We start from the raw sequence: 17,411 nt of genomic DNA on the forward strand, positions 1-17,411 counted from the left end.
GAGCTGAGCGATAACGACCTGATGGACTTGCTGCTTGCACGCAAGGAACCAGAAGGCGACCTTGCCGACCCGGACGTGAAGCGGGTGCTGGAGCTGCTTCGCAACGTTTGATTTTCGTCCTGCGCATGTGCGACTCCCATGCCCCGAAAACATCATGGCGGAAGGCAGATGGAGTCGAACCATCCCGGGAACGGCTGACGTCCCCAACTGGGTTTGAAGCCCAGCCGCACCACCCGATACGATTGCCTTCCGTTGCAAAACAATAATCAAGCAACAAATAAAAACCGCGCATTAAACCCATTCACGCATGCGACTATCGGGTCTCAACACATGTAAATTGCGTTGAAACCGAGTATATCCAACGCGATCGAAGAACTCCAGAATCTGGATCGCGCGCTTGCGTCCGAGTCCCGCAGCATCGCGAAACGTCGCTGCGCTCACCCCTTGCGATTGCGGCGCTTCGGCCAATTGCGCCACGAGACGCGCAAGCTCATGAATCACGTCGCGATCGTAGAACAGATCGCGCACGACCTGATACAGCCTGCCGAGCCGCGCAAGCTTGCGCAGCAGCGCACGCACCTTCTCTTCAGGCTCTCGTGCTTCGCGTGCGAGATCGCGCACCCAGGGCGGGTCGTAACGTCCTAGCGCGATCAACGGCATGAGTCGCGCGGCAAGCGCTTCTTCATCGGCATCGAGCGAGACCGCATGCGAAGGCAGATGCAGCCACGGCCCGCTGCGCGCGACACGACCCGCTTCGATGAGCGCGTCCACTGCCGCGCGCCAGATCTCGTCGCTCGCGAGCGGCGCCGCCATGCGCCGCAGCCGCGCGGCGTCCGGTCCTTGCTCATCCGGTGTGCGCGCATGGAATTCGCCCAGTATCTCGACGATGCGCGCCGCGAGGCTCGTCCAGTGTGCGCGCGCGAGCACGACGGGTTCGGCGGTGCGCCCTTGCGGCGCGATCACGACTGCGTCGTCGGGCAGCGCAAGCGTATCTGCGTCGAAGCCGGTCAATTGCGCGAGCGTTGCACGCGTGAGCCCGTGCGGCGCCTGTTCGATCAGCGCGCCGATCCGTCCTTCGTCGAGCCAGGCACACAGCGCATCGAGCCACGCACGACGCTCCGGCGTACGCCGGCGCCGCGCAGGCCCGAACGGGTCGAGCACGCGTCCGCCGCCCACGGTGCGGCTCGCCTGCGCGTTGCGCACGATGAAGCGGTCGCCGGGCATCGCGTGCAGCGGCGCATCGAAGACGAGTTGCGCACGGGCTTGCTCCCCCGCAGCAAGCGTGTCGCCTTCGAGCAAGGCGACATTCGCCACGCGATGCATCGTGCCCAGGTGCACATGCAGCGGCGACCAATGCTGAAGCGTGACGCCCGCGTCGTCGAGCAGTTGCAGGTCGACGTCGAGGCGCGTCGCGGACTGTGCGAGCCGTGCATCGACGATCCAGTCCCCGCGCGAGATCTGCTCTCGCTCCACGCCATGAAGGTTGAGCGCGCAACGTTGTCCCGCTTGCCCCGCCTCCGCAGCGCGATTTTGCGCATGAATGCTGCGCACCCGCACCGGCATGCCCGCAGGTGCAAGCAGCAGGTTCTCGCCGATGCGCACGCGCCCTGAGAACACCGTGCCGGTCACCACCGTGCCCTGCCCCGTCAAGGTAAAAACGCGATCCACGGCGAGACGAAACAGGCCGTCGTCGCGGCGTGCGTGCCAGTGCGCGGCGCGCTCGCGCAACCAGGTATCGAGTTTCGCGACACCCGGGTCGCCCGCCTGTGTCGCCTGCGTTTCGAAGCACGGCGCGCCCGCCAGCGCGGTCGGCGCGAGCCACGCGGCAATTTCCGCGCGCACCTCCGCGAGGCGTGCAGGATCCACGCGGTCCGTCTTGGTCAGCGCAATCGCGCCATGGGTGACGCCGAGCAATTGCAGGATCGCGAGATGCTCGCGCGTTTGCGGCATCACCCCGTCGTCGGCGGCGATCACAAGCAGCGCGAAGTCGATTCCGCAGGCGCCGGCCGCCATGGTGTGCACGAGCTTCTCATGCCCCGGTACATCGATGAAACCCAACACGTCGTCGTTCGCGAGCGGCGTATAGGCATAGCCAAGCTCGATCGAAATGCCGCGCGCTTTTTCTTCCTTGAGCCGGTCGGTGTCCACGCCGGTCAGCGCGCGCACGAGCGTGGTCTTGCCGTGATCGATATGCCCCGCCGTGCCGACGATCACAGATGCAGCTCCGCGAGTTGCGCGACGAAAACAGCTTCGTCCGCCTGTTCGAGGCAGCGCAGATCGAGCCGCAGCGCGTCGTCAGCGATGCGGCCGATCACGGGGCGCGACAGCGCGCGCAACGCACGCTCCAGTTTGAGCAATGCGCGGCCGCTGCCTCCCTTGCCCCGGTGACGCACGACCAGCCCGTAGCCTGGCAGCACATCGACCGGCAATGCGCCGCTGCCGATCTGACTGAGCATCGGCTCGACACTCACCGCATAGGCTTCGCCGACCGCACGTTGCAATGCGGGCAGCGCACGCTCGGCCGCCTCGTGCATTTCGCTCGCGGGACGCGTGAGCAGCCGCAGCGTCGTCAAGCGCTCGCGCAGGAATTCGGGCGCCTGATAGAGCTTGAGCACCGGTTCGAGCGCCGCGAGCGTGAGCTTGCCCACCCGCAGCGCGCGCTTGAGCGGATGCTTCTTGATCGTCGCGATCAACTCCTTGCGCCCGACAATCAGTCCGGCCTGCGGGCCGCCCAGCAGCTTGTCGCCGCTGAACGTGACGAGGTCAGCGCCCGCTTCGACGGTGGCGCGCACAGTGGGCTCGGCCGGCAGACCCCACTGTGTGAGATCGGCGAGCGTGCCGCTGCCGAGATCCACGGCAACCGGCAAACCATGGCGCTGCGCGAGCGGCGCGAGCTCGTCCAACTCGACACTCTTCGTGAAGCCGCTGATCGCATAGTTGCTGCAGTGGACCTTCATCAGCAGCGCCGTGCGCGCGCCGATAGCGGCTTCATAATCCTTAAGGTGCGTGCGATTGGTCGTGCCCACCTCGCGCAGCCTCGCACCCGCGCGACTCATGATGTCGGGGATGCGAAACGCGCCGCCAATCTCCACGAGTTCGCCGCGCGAGACGATCACCTCCTTGCGTGCGGCCAGCGCGGAAAGTGCGAGCAACACCGCCGCCGCGTTGTTGTTCACGACGGTCGCCGCTTCGGCGCCGGTCAATTCGCAGATGAGTTCGTCGATCAGGTCGTCGCGGTCGCCGCGCTTGCCGGTGGCCAGATCGAATTCGAGGTTCGCGGGCTGCGTAAGCGCTTGCACCACGGCGCCCACGGCAACGTCGGGCAGCAGCGCGCGGCCCAGATTCGTATGCAGCACCGTGCCGGTCAGATTGAAGACCGTGCGCAGATTGTTTTGCGCTCGCGCCGCGAGCGCGCGATCGGCATCGGCAATCACGCGCTCGATGGAAAACGGCGTCGCTTCGCTCACCTCCATCACGAGCGTGCCCGCCTGTGCCTCGTTCCGCCAGCCGTCGAGCGTCGCGCGGATGGCCGCGAGCACCTGCGTGCGCCCATGCTGCGCAATCAGCGGCTGCGCTTGCGGCGAAGCGATCACGCGCTCCACAGCGGGCATTTGCGCAAGCAGAGCATTCAGCGCGCCTTTATCGACCTTCTCGCTCGCCCCCATCATTGTCCGGCCGGCGCTTCGGGATAAAGCAGCGGATTCGCACTCGCGCGCTGGTAGCCCGCTTCGCCCATCAGCAAGTCGAGCGTGAGGCTCGCAAGGTCGTCGGCGAGCGGCTCGAATTCCAAGTCCTTCTCCTGATAGCCGATCTTGCGATAGGTATGGCACTCGTCGCACGATTCCGCTTTCAAGGCCGGATTACCGCCTTCGATGCCGTGATACGCAATGCCTTTCGTCGAATCGCAATTCGTGCACTTCACGCGCACCACGTGATTCTCGGTGCCGCACAAGCTGCATTGCACATAGCGATAGCCCTGGAATGCGCCGCCCACGCGCACGATGCTCGCAACCGGTTGCACGCCGCATACGGGGCACACGCCAGGCGCATCCACGTAAGGCACGTCCTGCACATGGAGGCGGCTCGCGAGGTCGGTCCACACCACTTGCAGCGCCGCCATGATGAAGGGCGCCGTGGCCGGTGCAACTTCCGCGTGGCGTTGCGCGAGCAAGGCGTCGGCTTGCGCGTCGAGTTCGGCGTCGCTCATCGCGCGCAGCGTGTCCAGCACTTTCGCGAGCGCGGGCGTGACCGCGCCCGCCGCTTCCACACGGTCGGCCAGGCGGCGCAGCACCGCGCGCCATTGCGGGTCGCGTTCGGCGCCGAGTGCGGGCAGGATCGGCATTGAGTGGCGCTGGGCATGGGCAATGGCTGCTTGCGGCGGCATTTGCGCTTCGAGATGCTCGAGCACCTGCTGCTGCGCATCGACGAGTACCGCCATGAGTCGCACATAGCCGCCAATGGGGTTGCGCTCCGCCAGCTTGCGCAGTCGCGCGGCGCGCTCGCTGAAATGCGTCGCGCGTTCAGGCAGGCGGATGCGCGGAATCGCGGAGGGATCCTGCGCCTGAATCTGTTCGGGATCGAGAATGCGCTGCGTGGGTTGCGTCACAACGAATCGTCTCCAATAACAAAAAGCCGCCGCGCCCTCGCGGGCGGGCGGCTTGTGCAGGACCGCGCGCGCCTGCTACTTGATGTTCTCGCGGAACCAGCGCGGATGATGCTTTCTCGCCCAGCCCCAGGTCACGTACCCGCGCGTCATCGCGCGAATCGAACCCTTCACCCATAGTGCAGCGTAAATATGCACGATGATACCCACGATCAGTGCAAACGCCGCGCCCGCATGAACGACCGCTGCCCAGCGGATCAGCGTGACCGGAAAGTACAGCGAGAAGTAGCGCCGCCAGATCACGATGCCGCTCACGAGCAGCAGCACGAGACAAACCACCATCACGAAGAATAGCAGCTTCTGTCCCGCATTGTAGCGGCCGACTTCGGGCAGCTTGTCTTCGCGGTTGGCCAGCACATCGCCCATCTGCCCGAACCATTTCCAGTCGTTCGCATCCAGATAGTTGTGATGCCAGAAGCGCAGCGCAAGCAGCATGAACGAAATGAACATCACCACGCCGACGAACGGATGCAGAATACGCGTCCATTGCCCGCCGCCGAACAGCGCGGAAAGCCAGAACATCGACGGATGAAACATCGCGAGACCCGAGAGTGCGAGCAGCACGAAGGTGATCGCGGTAATCCAGTGGTTGGTGCGCTCGTTGGCCGTATAACGCTGGATCAGTTGCGGTTCATCGTTTTTCATCGCCGCGCTCCTCGGGTTCGCCACGCATGCGCCGCGCCTCGTCGCGCGCGGCCTGCTCGTCCTCGGCATTCACCTCGTTCGGCCCCACCCGCGTGTAGTGGAAGAATCCCGCCACCGCTGCGAGCGCGATGCCCGCGAGCGCGAGCGGCTTGGCCACGCCCTTCCACAGCCGCACGAGCGGGCTGATGCGCGGGTTGTCGGGCAAGCCGTGATACAGCGAGGGCTGGTCCGCGTGATGCAGCACGTACATCACGTGGGTGCCGCCCACGCCCGGCGGGTCGTAGAGCCCGGCCTTGTCGAAGCCGCGCTCCTTGAGGTCGACGATGCGCTCCGCCGCGTGCTGCTTCATGTCCTCCTTGGTGCCGAACACGATCGCTCCGGTTGGGCAGGTCTTCACGCATGCGGGCTCCTGCCCCACGGCCACGCGATCGGAGCACAGCGTGCATTTATAAACGCGATGATCCTTCTTCGAAAGACGCGGAATATTGAATGGGCAGCCAGTGATGCAATAGCCGCAGCCGATGCAGTTTTCCTCATGAAAATCCACGATGCCGTTCGTGTACTGCACGATCGCGCCCGGCGACGGGCACGCCTTGAGGCAGCCCGGGTCCTCGCAATGCATGCAGCCGTCCTTGCGGATCAGCCATTCGAGGTTGCCGTCCGGGTTCTCGTATTCCGTAAAGCGCATCACGGTCCACGAGTGCTCGGTGAGATCGCGCGGGTTGTCGTAGACGCCCGTGTTGATGCCCACCTCGTCGCGCAGGTCGTTCCATTCCATGCACGCGGTCTGGCACGCCTTGCAGCCAATGCATTTCGTGACGTCGATGAGTTTCGCCACCGCGCCCGTGGACGGCTCGCGCACGCCGGGTGGCGGCGTCGTGGTGGCCGACTGGCGCTTGATGTCGAGCGATTGCAATGCCATATCGAGCTCCCCTTACGCCTTTTCCACTTTCACGAGGAACGACTTGAACTCGGGCGTCTGCGAATTGCCGTCGCCGACCGGCGGCGTGAGCGTATTCGTCAGATAGCCGGGTTTGGTCAGTCCCGTGAAACCCCAGTGCAGCGGCACGCCCACGTGGTGCACCTTCTTGCCGTCGATGGTGAGCACCTTGATGCGCTTGGTGACCACCGCCACGGCAATCAGGTAGCCGCGATTGCTCGACACCTTCACGCGAGCGCCATCGACCACGCCCACCTCCTTCGCCAGCTCCTCGCCGATCTCGACGAACTGCTGCGGCTGAATGATCGCGTTCAGGCGCGCATGCTTGGTCCAGAAGTGGAAGTGCTCGGTGAGCCGGTACGTGGTGGCGACGTGCGGGAACGATTGCGCGGTCGAGAACGTCTTGCGGTCGTCCGGGAACACGCGCGCCGCCGGGTTGCTGGTGGCCTGCGGGTTGTTCGGGTGGAACGGGTTATAGCCGAGCGGGTTCTCGAATGGTTCGTAGTGCTCGGGAAATGGTCCTTCGTTCATGCCGTCGCGCGCGAAGAAACGCGCGACGCCTTCGGGGTTCATGATGAACGGCCCCATGCCGAGATCGGGCGATTCGTCGATCTTGTAGTCGGGCACGTCCGCGCCGGTCCATGCGCTGCCGTTCCAGCCGATCAGCTTGCGCATGGGATCGAACGGCTTGCCCGCCGTATCGCACGAGGCCCGGTTGTACAACACGCGGCGGTTCGCCGGCCAGGCCCAGGCCCAGTTGAGCGTCTGGCCGATGCCGGTGGGGTCGGAGTTGTCGCGCCGGCCCATCTGGTTGCCGGCCTGGGTCCACGCACCGCAGAAGATCCAGCAGCCGCTTGCCGTGCTGCCATCGTCCTTGAGCTGCGCGAAGCCCGCAAGCTGCTCGCCCTTCTTCACCAGCACCTTGGTGGCGTCCTTGGGGTCGGTCTGATCGGCGAGCGCGCGGCCGTTGTACTCCATCGCGAGCTCCTCGGGCGTGGGGCTCGCCGGATTCGAATACGGCCAGTCGAGCTTCACGATCGGATCGGGCAGCTTGCCGCCGTCCTTCTGGTACGCCGCGCGGATGCGCAGGAACAGCCCAGACATGATCTCGAGATCGCTCTTCGCCTCGGCCGGCGGCTCCGCGCCCTTCCAGTGCCATTGCAGCACGCGGCTCGAGCTCACGAGCGAGCCGTTTTCCTCCGCGAAGCAGGTCGTGGGCAGGCGGAACACTTCGGTCTGGATCGAGCCGCTGTCGACATCGTTGTAATCGCCCACCTTCCTCCAGAACTCGGAGGTCTCGGTGGCGAGCGGGTCCATGATCACAAGCCACTTGAGCTTGCCGAGCGCGGCCAGCGTTTTCGCCTTGTTCGGCGCGGACGCAATCACATTGAAGCCCTGGCAGATATAGCCGTTGACCTTGCCCTGGTTCATCAGCTCGATGGTCTGCATCAGGTCGTAGGGCTTGTCGAGCTTCGGCAGCCAGTCATAGCCCCAGTTGTTCTCCTTGGTGGCCGCGTCGCCCCACCACGACTTCATGAAGCTCACGAAGAACGCGTTGTAGCGCTGCCAGTAGCTGAGCTGGTTCGGCCGCAGCGGCTGTAGCGCGCGCTTCTTGATGTAATCGTCGTAGCTTTGCTCGGCCTCGTTGGGCAGCGTCATATACCCGGTGAGCAGATTCGACATCAACCCGAGGTCGGTGAGCCCCTGGATGTTCGAGTGACCGCGCAGCGCGTTCATGCCGCCGCCCGCGATGCCGATGTTGCCGAGCAGCAGTTGCACCATCGCGCCCGTGCGGATCATTTGCGAGCCGATCGAGTGATGAGTCCAGCCGAGCGCGTACATGATGGTGCCCGCGCGGCCCGGAACGGCCGTGCTCGCCAGCATTTCGCACACCTTGAGGAATTTCTCCTTCGGCGTGCCGCACACCTTCTCCACCATCTCGGGCGTGTAGCGCGAGTAATGCTGCTTGAGCAACTGATAGACGCAGCGCGGATTCTGCAGCGTGGCGTCGGTTTTCACGAAGCCGTCTTCGCCGATCTCGTAATCCCACGACGACTTGTCGGGATACGCATGTTTTTGCGCATCGTAGCCCGAGTAAATGCCGTCGTTGAACGCGAAGTCCTCGCGCACGATAAAGGCGAAGTCCGTGTAGTTCTTCACATACTCGTGCTGAATCTTGTCGTTCGCGAGCAGCCAGTTGATCACGCCGCCCAGGAACGCGATGTCCGTGCCGGTGCGAATCGGCGCGTAATAGTCCGCGACCGATGCCGTGCGCGTGAAGCGCGGGTCCACCACGATGAGCCGCGCCTTGCGGTGCGCCTTGGCCTCCGTGACCCACTTGAAGCCGCACGGGTGCGCCTCGGCCGCATTGCCGCCCATCACCAGAATCACGTCCGCATTGCGAATGTCGACCCAATGGTTCGTCATCGCACCACGGCCAAACGTCGGGGCAAGACCTGCCACCGTCGGGCCGTGTCAGACACGCGCCTGGTTGTCGAATGCGAGCAGGCCCATCGAGCGGGCCACTTTATGCGTGAGATAACCGACTTCGTTGCTGCCCGCCGAGGCGGCCAGCATGCCGGTGGTCAGCCAGCGGTTGACGGTCTTGCCATCCGCGGTTTTCTCGACGAAATTCGCGTCGCGATCTTCCTTGAGCAGCTTCGCAATGCGGTCGAGCGCCTCGTCCCACGAAATGCGCTTCCAATCGTTCGAGCCCGCCGCCCGATACTCGGGATACTGGAGCCGGTTCGGGCTGTGAATGAAGTCGATCAGGCTCGCGCCCTTCGGGCACAGCGTGCCGCGATTGACCGGATGATCGGGATCGCCCTCGATATGGATGATGCTCGCGGTGGCATTCTTCGCACCATCGCCGAGACCGTACATGAGGATCCCGCAGCCCACCGAGCAATACGGGCAGGTGTTGCGGGTTTCAGTGGTGCGCGCCAGTTTGTATTGTCGGACCTCGGCAAGCGCATTGTCGGGCGCGAAACCCATCAATGCTAGGCTGGAACCCGCCAGCGACGTTGCCGTGACCTTGAGGAACTGGCGCCGGGACATTTGCAGCATAGTGTGCGTCCTCGGCTTGGGGATTGTGGGTCTTTCCAGTATAAGACGCTTCGAAAAATAGATCCTGTACCGTGTCCGGCGCTGTGCTCGGGTACTGGGCTTGCTATATTCGACGAGGCCGGACGAATTCGTATGAGGTCCAGCGCTGCCACCCTCCGCCCGAGCGGGGCACAATGCCGGCAATATGAAACCCCTCCGCCAAACCACCCAGCCGGAACCCAGGACGCACAACATGGCAACCCTCTCATCGGAGCGGCTCGGCTCCGCCGCGCGCAAGGAAGCTTCCTGGGTCGTGAGCGCGTGCCGGCAGTTCATCGCCGATCGTTGCCCATCTCTGGCCGCAAGCATCGCGTTTTATTCGGCGTTCTCGCTCGCGCCCACGCTCGTCATGGTGATCGCGGTAGCCGGCTGGTTCTTCGGCGCCGACGCGGCGCGCGGCGAGTTGTTCCGCCAGGTCCATAACGTGCTCGGCAACGACGCCGCAGCGGGCGTCACCACCATCGTCGAGAACGCGCATCGCGCGGGCGGCACCGGCAGCATCGCCGCCATGATTTCGCTCGCCATGCTCGCGATCGGCGCGTCCGCAACGTTTTCGTCGCTCAACTCCGCACTCAATATTGTCTGGCCGCCAACCGGCCCGCGCACCTCGTCGGTGCTCGCGCTCGTGCGGGTGCGGCTGATCTCGTTCGGCCTCGTGCTCGGCGTCGCCATTCTGCTGTTCGTCTCGGTTGTGCTCGATACGGTCATCGCTTTCGTCGGCCGCTGGCTGTGGGGCGAAACGTCTTTTGTGATCATCGGAAACCTGCTGCAACTGACGGTCGGGCTGATCGTGCTCGCCTTTGCATTCGCCGCGCTGCTGCGCTTCCTGCCTGACGCCGAGGTGCGCTGGCGCGACGCCATGGTGGGCGGCGCCGTGGCTGCGGTGCTGTTTTCGGTGGGCAAGAAACTTTTCGCGCTCTATCTGGCGCGTGCGGGCATGGCCACAGCGTTCGGCGCAGCGGGCTCGCTGGCCGTGCTGCTGATGTGGCTGTACTTCTCGTCGGCGGTTTTGCTGCTCGGCGCGGAGTTCTCGGCGGCGCGCGCACGCCTGCACGATCCGCGCGGCGCATGGGGTTTCCTAGCGGAAACGCCGCCCGGCAGCCGCGCCAAGCTCGCCTCCGTGCTCGCCGCCTCCACGATCGCCCCCGTGCGCGAAGCCGCGGCGGGCAGCCCGCCGGCCCATGCGGTTCCAATCGGAAACGCGGCCCCCGCTGCCAGCCCGCACGCCGCCCGGGATGCGGCTCATGGCGCAAGTGCAACCGGTGCGCCGCTGCGAGCCATCGGCCAGGTGCGCGCCGAGGACGGCGCGTTCGCGCGGGGCGGCGCCGGCAGCCTGCAAATCCGCCGCTCAGTAGTAAACATGGAGAAAAGCGCCACCGAGGCCGCCGCCCGTACCCTCGTGCGGGCAGGCCGCACGGTGGCGGCCACCAACCGCTACGTCCAGCGCCACCCATGGCGCTCGGTGGCGCTCGTCGCGAGCGCCGCGCTTGCCGTGACGGCAGCAGCAGGCCGCCGCCGCGCCACCGCCGCCCCTGATTCGGACAAACCGGGCGATTAGTGCTCCCTCGGCGGCTCGCGCCGGCCATGTCAAGTTCGAAATACTGAGCAACCTGCACCCGCTTTCGACTGCTCAGTATTTACCCTGATATACACCCATAACGATTGCAAACTTTTCGATTCGCATCGGAAACAACAATAGTGCTGCGCAGGCATTCACTCTGTTCCAGATCCGAAAGAATTCGTTAGAGCCCCGTATTACAAGGCTTTCTACCGATGTGTCAGCTTTTTGCGACAGTCATTTTTTTTCAGTTCAGTTGAATTGCGCCCCTGCGTTATTCTCCGTTCCGCAATGGCACGTACCAATTCAAGCAACAACTAAATATCTGCGTGGAGAAAACCGGATGAAACGAATCGCCCTCTCGACCCTCTCGCTGGCCATCCTGGCCGTCTCGGGCGCAGCCCATGCGCAGAGCAGCGTGACCCTGTACGGCGTGATCGACGAGTCGATCCAGTGGGTTGGTCACTCGAATCTCCAGAACAAGAACCTGGTTGGCCTGTACGCCGGCAACATCTCGGGTGACCGCTTCGGCCTGAAGGGCACGGAAGACCTCGGTGGCGGCCTGAAGGCAATTTTCCAATTGGAAAACGGCTTTGACGTCAACACCGGCAAGCTGGGCCAGGGCGGCCTCATGTTCGGTCGTCAAGCGTTTGTCGGCCTGACGTCTGACCAATACGGTACGGTCACGCTGGGCCGCCAGTACGACCCGCTGGTCGACATGGTTCAGCCCCTGACGGCCGACAACTACTTCGGCAGCACGTTCACGACGCCGGGTGACGTCGACAACAACGACAACAGCTCGCGTACGAACAACGCCATCAAGTACGTGTCGCCGCTGTTCAGCGGCTTCCAGTTCGAAGGCATGTATGCACTGGGCGGCGTCGCAGGCTCGACGGGCTCGGGCCAAAGCTGGGGTGCGGCTGCTACGTACGGCATCGGTGGCTTCAACATTGCTGCCGGCTACTTCCGCATGGACAACTCGTCGAACCCGGCAGACCGCCTCAAGGCTGTCCCGACGAATGGCGGCTGGGCGGCAAACGCCACGTCAGGCGCCATGTTCGACAGCGAGATCAACGTCGCGTACGGCTCGGCCAAGTCGATCAACAACGCTTCGATCGCTGCGCAATACGTCTCGGGTCCGTTCACGTTCGGCGCACGTTACGCCAACGTCCAGTACAAGTCGGACGGCTACTCGCTGTTCCAGTCGAGCCAGCGCTACAACGTTGCAGGCGGTTACTTCGGCTACCAGGTGAACCCGGCCCTCCTGCTCGGCCTGGGCTATATCTGGACGCACGGCGCGGGCAACGCGTCGAACACCTACAACCAGGTTTCGCTGGGCGCGGACTACAACCTGTCGAAGCGCACCGACCTGTACGCAGTGGCGGCTTACCAGCACGCCAACGGCACGCAGTCGGGCACCGGCGGCGCGGCCAACGCCTCGATCGGCTCGTACGGCTACAACTCGAATTCGAGCTCGCAAGAGATCGTCAGCCTGGGCATCCGCCACAAGTTCTAATCGACATGAGCCGGGCTCAGGCCCGGCCAAGCGAAGAGACCATGCAGCGGCTAAAAGCTGCACGCTACTCAAGCCAGCCTTCGGTGCAAGCCAAGGCTGGCTTTTTCATGGGCGGCGCGTTTTAGTTTTAGTACGAAAGATCGAAGCGCCTGAAAAGCCGGGCGACGCGTCCAACTTGCGGTGCTCGCCGCGCGCCATCAGCGCAGGCGCAGTGCACCTCGCACACCCTCGGAACACGCTCAGCGCAACCTTGCAAGCGCCGCTCGCGCATGACGCAAGAACGCCTCCGCCAGCGGCGCCGCGTCCCGCTGCGCATATCGCGCCACATTGAGCGGCACCTCCAGTTCCGGCACGAAGCGCTTCACCACCACGCGCGCGCTCGCCCCAGCCGCCGTGAGCGGGTCGACGAGCGCGATGCCCATTCCCGCCTCCACCAGCGTCACGAGCGCCTGCGCGAGATCCGTTTCCACGCCTGTAAGACGCGTCACGCCGCACTCCGAAAACAGCCGGTCGATGCGCAGGCGCGCGTGCGTTCCCGCTGCGTATGAAACGAAGCGCTCGCCTTCGCAGTCGGTGGCGCCAATCGCGCGCTTGCGTGCGAGGCGGTGGCCGCGCGGCACGATGCAGCGCATCGGCCATTGCCCGAGGCGCTCGAGACGCACCGCGCGCGGCGCCGCTTCCTCGCCGACGAGCGCCAGGTCGCACCGCTCCGCTGCCACGCGTTCGAGCGCGAGCGCGGGTTCTAGCGTCAGCAGCGTCACATCCACGCCCGCGTGCTCCTGCGCGAACGCCGCGCTCACGCGCGGCAGAAAGTCTGGGCCGAGTTCGGGCGCGCCCGCCACGCACAACACGCCGCGACGCTGCTCGCGGATTTGCGCTGCCGCCTGCACGACACGCTCCAGCCCACTGAACGCACGCTCGACCTCCGCATGCAGGGCATGCGCTTCGCCTGTCGGCAAGAGCCGCCCGCGCGCGCGCTCGAACAACGCGAAGCCGACGCTCGCCTCAAAGTCGGCAACGAGGCGGCTCACCGCGGGTTGCGAGATGCCAAGCGCACGCGCCGCGCGCGTGACCGTGCGCCACTGCATCAAGGCGCGAAACGCTTCAACCTGGCGAATACTGAGTTCGGAAACTGGCATAACATAAAGGCATGCTATTTTCTTGGATGGGTTATTCGAGCATAACCCGGCAAGGAATACATTGCTGAATATTCCGTCCATTACACCGCATTACGCGAGACGCCCATGTATAACATCGAAACATGCTTCGTATACAACGTGCTGCGATGCCATTTCAGCACGCAAATAAAAATCCCCGTGGGCATGATGCCAACGGGGATTTTCTGGGGACTCACGCGGGCCGCGGCCAAAAGACCGCTGGCCACGGCGTGAAGCGCTTAGGCCGCTGCTGCGTCCTTCAGCTTCTTCAGCGCGCGCGCCTTGATGCGCACGGTTGCCGGCTTGGCCGGGAACCAGCGCTCTTCACCCGTGAACGGGTCCTTGCCAAAGCGCTTTTTCTTCGCCGGAACGGCCTGAACGACGATCTTCAGAAGACCCGACAGCGTGAACTCGCCGGCGCCCTTCTTGTGGACCGAACCCAGGATCGTGTCTTCCAGCGCAGCGAGCACGGCCTTCGTGGCCTTCGGCTCGACGCCAGCACGCTCAGCGACGTGAGCAGCCAGCGAGGCCTTCGTGAAGGTGTCCTTGATCGGCGACGGTGCGCCGGACGCCTTCACGGCGACCTTCTTAGCTGCTGCAGTCTTGGTGGCGGGCGCTTTCTTTGCTGCAGCCTTCTTGGCCGGGGCAGCTGCCTTTTTTGCGGCCACTTTCTTTGCGGAAGTCGGCATGTTTCTCCTACCAGTGTTGGTCAGTGAATCGACGAAGCACAGCGGAATGCAGATGCTTCAACGGCGGATTCTACAAGCGTGCAAGCGTTTTGCGTGACTCTTTTGCATCGTAGATGCAAATTTGTTGCGCGACGCAGACTGCCGAATGCATTTCGATACTTGTTTACAGGGGGTAAACGTGCACCGGCTCGACCTGCATGAGCGCGGTTCGCGCCAGCGCGACGCGTGCACGATGCGGCGAAAACGCCACACGTATGGCGGTTTCAGGCAACAACGGCCCCTTCGCGCTACCTGAAAAAGCAGTGTGTCAGCGAACTGGCGCGCGCGTTCGAGCATCGCGGCTGGCAGCTTTTGCGTGCTTTTTGGCGCTCCTGCATAGGCGTGCGCGCGTAGAGTGACGATGAACGCACCGTCGCCGGCACGACGCGCATCTCATTCCACCTTCATTTCGAGGCATTCTCCATGGCGCTCAAGATCGGCTTTCTGCTATTCCCCAAGGTGCAGCCGCTCGACCTCTGCGGACCCTACGACGTACTTGCATCGATGCCGGACACGCAGGTGCGGCTCATCTGGAAAACGCGCGAGCCGGTCATGTCGGCTACCGGCATGCTGCTCACGCCCGACACCGTCTTCGACGACTGCCCGCCGCTCGACGTGATCTGCGTGCCGGGCGGCAGCGGCGTGGCGCCACTGCTGGAAGACGATGCTACGCTTGCATTCCTGCGCGGCCAGGCGCGCACGGCGCGCTACGTCACGTCGGTCTGCACCGGCTCGCTCGTGCTCGGCGCCGCAGGGCTCTTGCACGGACGCCGCGCCACCACGCACTGGGCCTTTCACTCGCTGCTCGAACCGTTCGGCGCGATCGCGGTGAAAGAACGCGTGGTGCGCGACGGCAACCTCATTACCGGCGGCGGCATCACAGCAGGCATCGATTTCGCGCTCACGCTCGCGGCGGAACTAGTCGGCGAGGAAGCCGCGCAGGCGCTCCAGCTCGAACTCGAATATGCGCCAGCGCCGCCGTTCGATGCGGGCCGCCCGGAAAGCGCGCCGGGCGCCGTGGTGGAACGCGTACGCGCGCAAAGCGCGGCGACGCTCGAGCAACGCACGCGCATCGTCGAGCGTGTGGTGGAAAAACTTCGGGACACAAACGCGTGAGCGCACCTGCATCGGCGCGTTGATCTGTTGCGCGAGACGCGAGCCAGGGACACACTTGCTACCCGCGTTTGCAAGGATCGTATACATTCAACCCAGGGCTGCTGGCCAATCCGGCGCTCCATTAACAGCGTGACATCCGCCGCGCTGCTTCTCGCGATCCTTGCATTACAAACCCTGAATCCAGCGGTAAAAATCAATCAAGAGGGGTGTTCATGCAGTCCACTACCAGCAAGCTGACTCTCGCCGCGGCCGCCGCCGCATTCCTGCTGGGCGTCACCGCGCCCGCCTTCGCCCAGGACGCCAGCGCGCCCGCAGCCACCGCGCAAAGCGCCGCGCCAGCCTCACAGCCGCTCACCAAGGCCGAAAAGCGCAAACAGGCGCGCGCGCAACACAAAGCCGAACGCAAAGCCGCGCGCGCGAAGAACAACGCCGAACTGAAGCAACTCGAAGACGCAGGCTACAAGCCCGCCAACAACGACCCGAACTACCCGAACAACCTCCAGAACGCGCAGAAGAAAGCCGCGGCAGCGGCGGCGGCGAGCGCAAGCCAGTAAACCGCTTCCTTTCCAGTCTTTTTTCGCTTTTTAGTTTTTCTTGCGCACGCGGGGACCGGCGCACAGCCGATCCCCGCTATCGTCAGCCGCTCCTGCGGTTCCCGCTGCGCGGCGGGCATCATGATCGTGGTCGCGCACGCCACCAGCATCTGGAGTGGGTCTGGGCCAGCGAGACCTTCACCGCAAAGCAGTTCGCTAGACCGCCACCGCGCCCACGTAGTTTTCGGCCATCGCGGTCGCGGCCGCACGCGACGTGGTCACGTGCTCCAACTCCGCCACCTGGAGGCGCTGCTCGAACGGCGAGGCGTCGTCGAGGCGGTGCATCATGTGCGTCATCCAGTACGAGAAGTGCTCGGCGCGCCAGATGCGGCGCAGCGCGGTCTCGCTATACGTATCGAGCTGGTCGGTGCGGCCTTCCTTGTAGAACGCCACGAGCGCGGCGGTCAGCACGCGCACATCGGCGACGGCCAGGTTGAGGCCCTTCGCGCCCGTGGGCGGCACGATATGTGCCGCGTCGCCCGCGAGAAAGAGGCGCCCGTGCTGCATCGTGGTCGACACGAAGCTGCGCATGCCGACGATATTCTTCTGAAAGATCTTGCCCTCGACCACGTGATGGCCTTCGTCCGAATCGACACGCGCGTGCAGCTCGGCCCAGATGCGATCGTCAGACCAATTTTCGACCGTGTCGTTGGGATCGCACTGGAAATACATGCGCTGCACGTTCGGCGAACGCGTGCTGACCAGCGCGAAGCCGCGTTCGTGGCGCGCGTAGATCAGCTCGTCGGACGAAGGCGGCGCCTCCACGAGAATGCCGAACCAGCCGAACGGAAACACGCGCTCGTAATCGTTGCGCAATGCCGCCGGAATGGCCGCGCGCGAGACGCCTTGCGAGCCGTCACAGCCGATCACGTAATCGCAATGGAGCGCGTGCTGCTCGCCTTCGTGCTCGAAGCGAATCGAGGGCGACGCCGTTTCGATGCCGTGAATCGAGGTGTTCGAGACGTTGAAGAAGAGTTTGCCGTCGGCGGCCACGCGCGCAGCGACGAGGTCCTTGAGCACTTCGTGCTGGGCGTAAACCGTGATCGATTTGCCGGTGAGCTCGGTGAGATCGATGCGGCGGCGCTTGCCTTCGAACGCGAGTTCGAAGCCGTGATGCAGCGCACCTTCGGCCTTCATGCGGGCGCCGACGCCGGCCTCGATGAGCGTATCCATGGTGCCCTGCTCGAGCACGCCCGCACGGATCGTGGATTCGATCTGTTCGCGGCCGCGCCGTTCGAGCACGACCGAGTCAATGCCACGCAGATGAAGCAGATGGGAAAGCAGCAGGCCCGCGGGCCCCGCGCCGATGATGCCAACTTGGGTGCGCATGAATGTCTCCTGTGTGTTGATTTTGCGCAAGTTTGGCGGCTGCGAGCGATATCGTGCAACG

13 protein-coding genes, 1 tRNA gene and 1 pseudogene are annotated in these 17,411 nt (G+C 64.4%); 5 read left to right on the forward strand and 10 right to left on the reverse strand.

Annotated elements, in window-relative coordinates:
* Positions 1-111 (forward strand): annotated as a pseudogene (locus HV773_RS37605) (succinate dehydrogenase assembly factor 2); the annotation flags it as partial.
* 44 nt (positions 112-155) lie between these two features.
* Here HV773_RS37605 and HV773_RS32585 read toward each other — a convergent pair.
* The 7 genes from HV773_RS32585 to fdnG form a co-directional block, all read right to left on the reverse strand.
* Positions 156-251, reverse strand: a tRNA-Sec gene (locus HV773_RS32585).
* 40 nt (positions 252-291) lie between these two features.
* Entirely contained in the window at positions 292-2,214 is a 1,923-nt protein-coding gene (gene selB, locus HV773_RS32590) for a selenocysteine-specific translation elongation factor (protein ID WP_175197971.1), read from the reverse strand.
* The gene (gene selA, locus HV773_RS32595) at positions 2,211-3,668 is read right to left on the reverse strand and encodes an L-seryl-tRNA(Sec) selenium transferase (RefSeq protein ID WP_377729436.1); all 1,458 of its coding nucleotides are present in this window, start codon (positions 3,666-3,668) and stop codon (positions 2,211-2,213) included. Before selA ends, selB begins: the two co-directional genes overlap by 4 nt.
* A complete protein-coding gene (gene fdhE / locus HV773_RS32600) occupies positions 3,665-4,606 on the reverse strand; it encodes a formate dehydrogenase accessory protein FdhE (RefSeq protein ID WP_175197972.1) in 942 nt (313 codons plus the stop codon). Before fdhE ends, selA begins: the two co-directional genes overlap by 4 nt.
* Before the next feature lie 75 nt (positions 4,607-4,681).
* A complete protein-coding gene (locus tag HV773_RS32605; RefSeq protein WP_175197973.1) occupies positions 4,682-5,308 on the reverse strand; it encodes a formate dehydrogenase subunit gamma in 627 nt (208 codons plus the stop codon).
* On the reverse strand, positions 5,295-6,230 hold the full coding sequence (fdxH, locus tag HV773_RS32610; RefSeq protein ID WP_175197974.1) for a formate dehydrogenase subunit beta: 936 nt from the start codon (positions 6,228-6,230) through the stop codon (positions 5,295-5,297). The genes HV773_RS32605 and fdxH overlap by 14 nt, the downstream gene beginning before the upstream one ends.
* A 12-nt stretch (positions 6,231-6,242) precedes the next feature.
* Positions 6,243-9,314: a formate dehydrogenase-N subunit alpha gene (fdnG, locus tag HV773_RS32615; protein WP_175197975.1), complete on the reverse strand. Its 3,072-nt coding sequence runs from the start codon at positions 9,312-9,314 to the stop codon at positions 6,243-6,245.
* A 232-nt stretch (positions 9,315-9,546) separates the two neighbouring features.
* Between fdnG and HV773_RS32620 the strand changes: the two genes are divergently transcribed.
* Both HV773_RS32620 and HV773_RS32625 read left to right on the forward strand, forming a co-directional pair.
* Positions 9,547-10,911: a YihY/virulence factor BrkB family protein gene (locus HV773_RS32620; RefSeq protein WP_175197976.1), complete on the forward strand. Its 1,365-nt coding sequence runs from the start codon at positions 9,547-9,549 to the stop codon at positions 10,909-10,911.
* Positions 10,912-11,254: 343 nt separating this feature from the next.
* Positions 11,255-12,427 (forward strand): porin, encoded by a 1,173-nt coding sequence (locus HV773_RS32625; RefSeq protein ID WP_175197977.1) that lies wholly within the window; start codon positions 11,255-11,257, stop codon positions 12,425-12,427.
* Positions 12,428-12,666: 239 nt separating this feature from the next.
* Here HV773_RS32625 and HV773_RS32630 read toward each other — a convergent pair whose 3' ends face one another.
* Positions 12,667-13,566, reverse strand: a complete 900-nt coding sequence (locus HV773_RS32630; protein ID WP_175197978.1) for a LysR substrate-binding domain-containing protein — start codon at positions 13,564-13,566, stop codon at positions 12,667-12,669.
* Between the two features lie 257 nt (positions 13,567-13,823).
* Positions 13,824-14,273, reverse strand: coding sequence for an HU family DNA-binding protein (locus tag HV773_RS32635; RefSeq protein WP_175197979.1), 450 nt, complete (start codon positions 14,271-14,273; stop codon positions 13,824-13,826).
* 462 nt (positions 14,274-14,735) lie between these two features.
* On the opposite strand from HV773_RS32635, the gene HV773_RS32640 reads away from it, so the two are divergent.
* Complete coding sequence (locus HV773_RS32640) at positions 14,736-15,428, forward strand: DJ-1/PfpI family protein (RefSeq protein WP_175197980.1); 693 nt, start codon at positions 14,736-14,738, stop codon at positions 15,426-15,428.
* A 212-nt stretch (positions 15,429-15,640) separates the two neighbouring features.
* The gene (locus HV773_RS32645; RefSeq protein WP_175197981.1) at positions 15,641-15,982 is read left to right on the forward strand and encodes a DUF4148 domain-containing protein; all 342 of its coding nucleotides are present in this window, start codon (positions 15,641-15,643) and stop codon (positions 15,980-15,982) included.
* A gap of 195 nt (positions 15,983-16,177) precedes the next feature.
* On the opposite strand, the gene HV773_RS32650 is transcribed toward HV773_RS32645, so the two are convergent.
* Positions 16,178-17,350: a 4-hydroxybenzoate 3-monooxygenase gene (locus HV773_RS32650; protein WP_175197982.1), complete on the reverse strand. Its 1,173-nt coding sequence runs from the start codon at positions 17,348-17,350 to the stop codon at positions 16,178-16,180.
* Positions 17,351-17,411: the final 61 nt, after the last annotated feature.

The organism is Paraburkholderia caffeinitolerans (assembly GCF_902859945.1).
Taxonomy (GTDB): Bacteria; Pseudomonadota; Gammaproteobacteria; order Burkholderiales; family Burkholderiaceae; genus Paraburkholderia; species Paraburkholderia caffeinitolerans.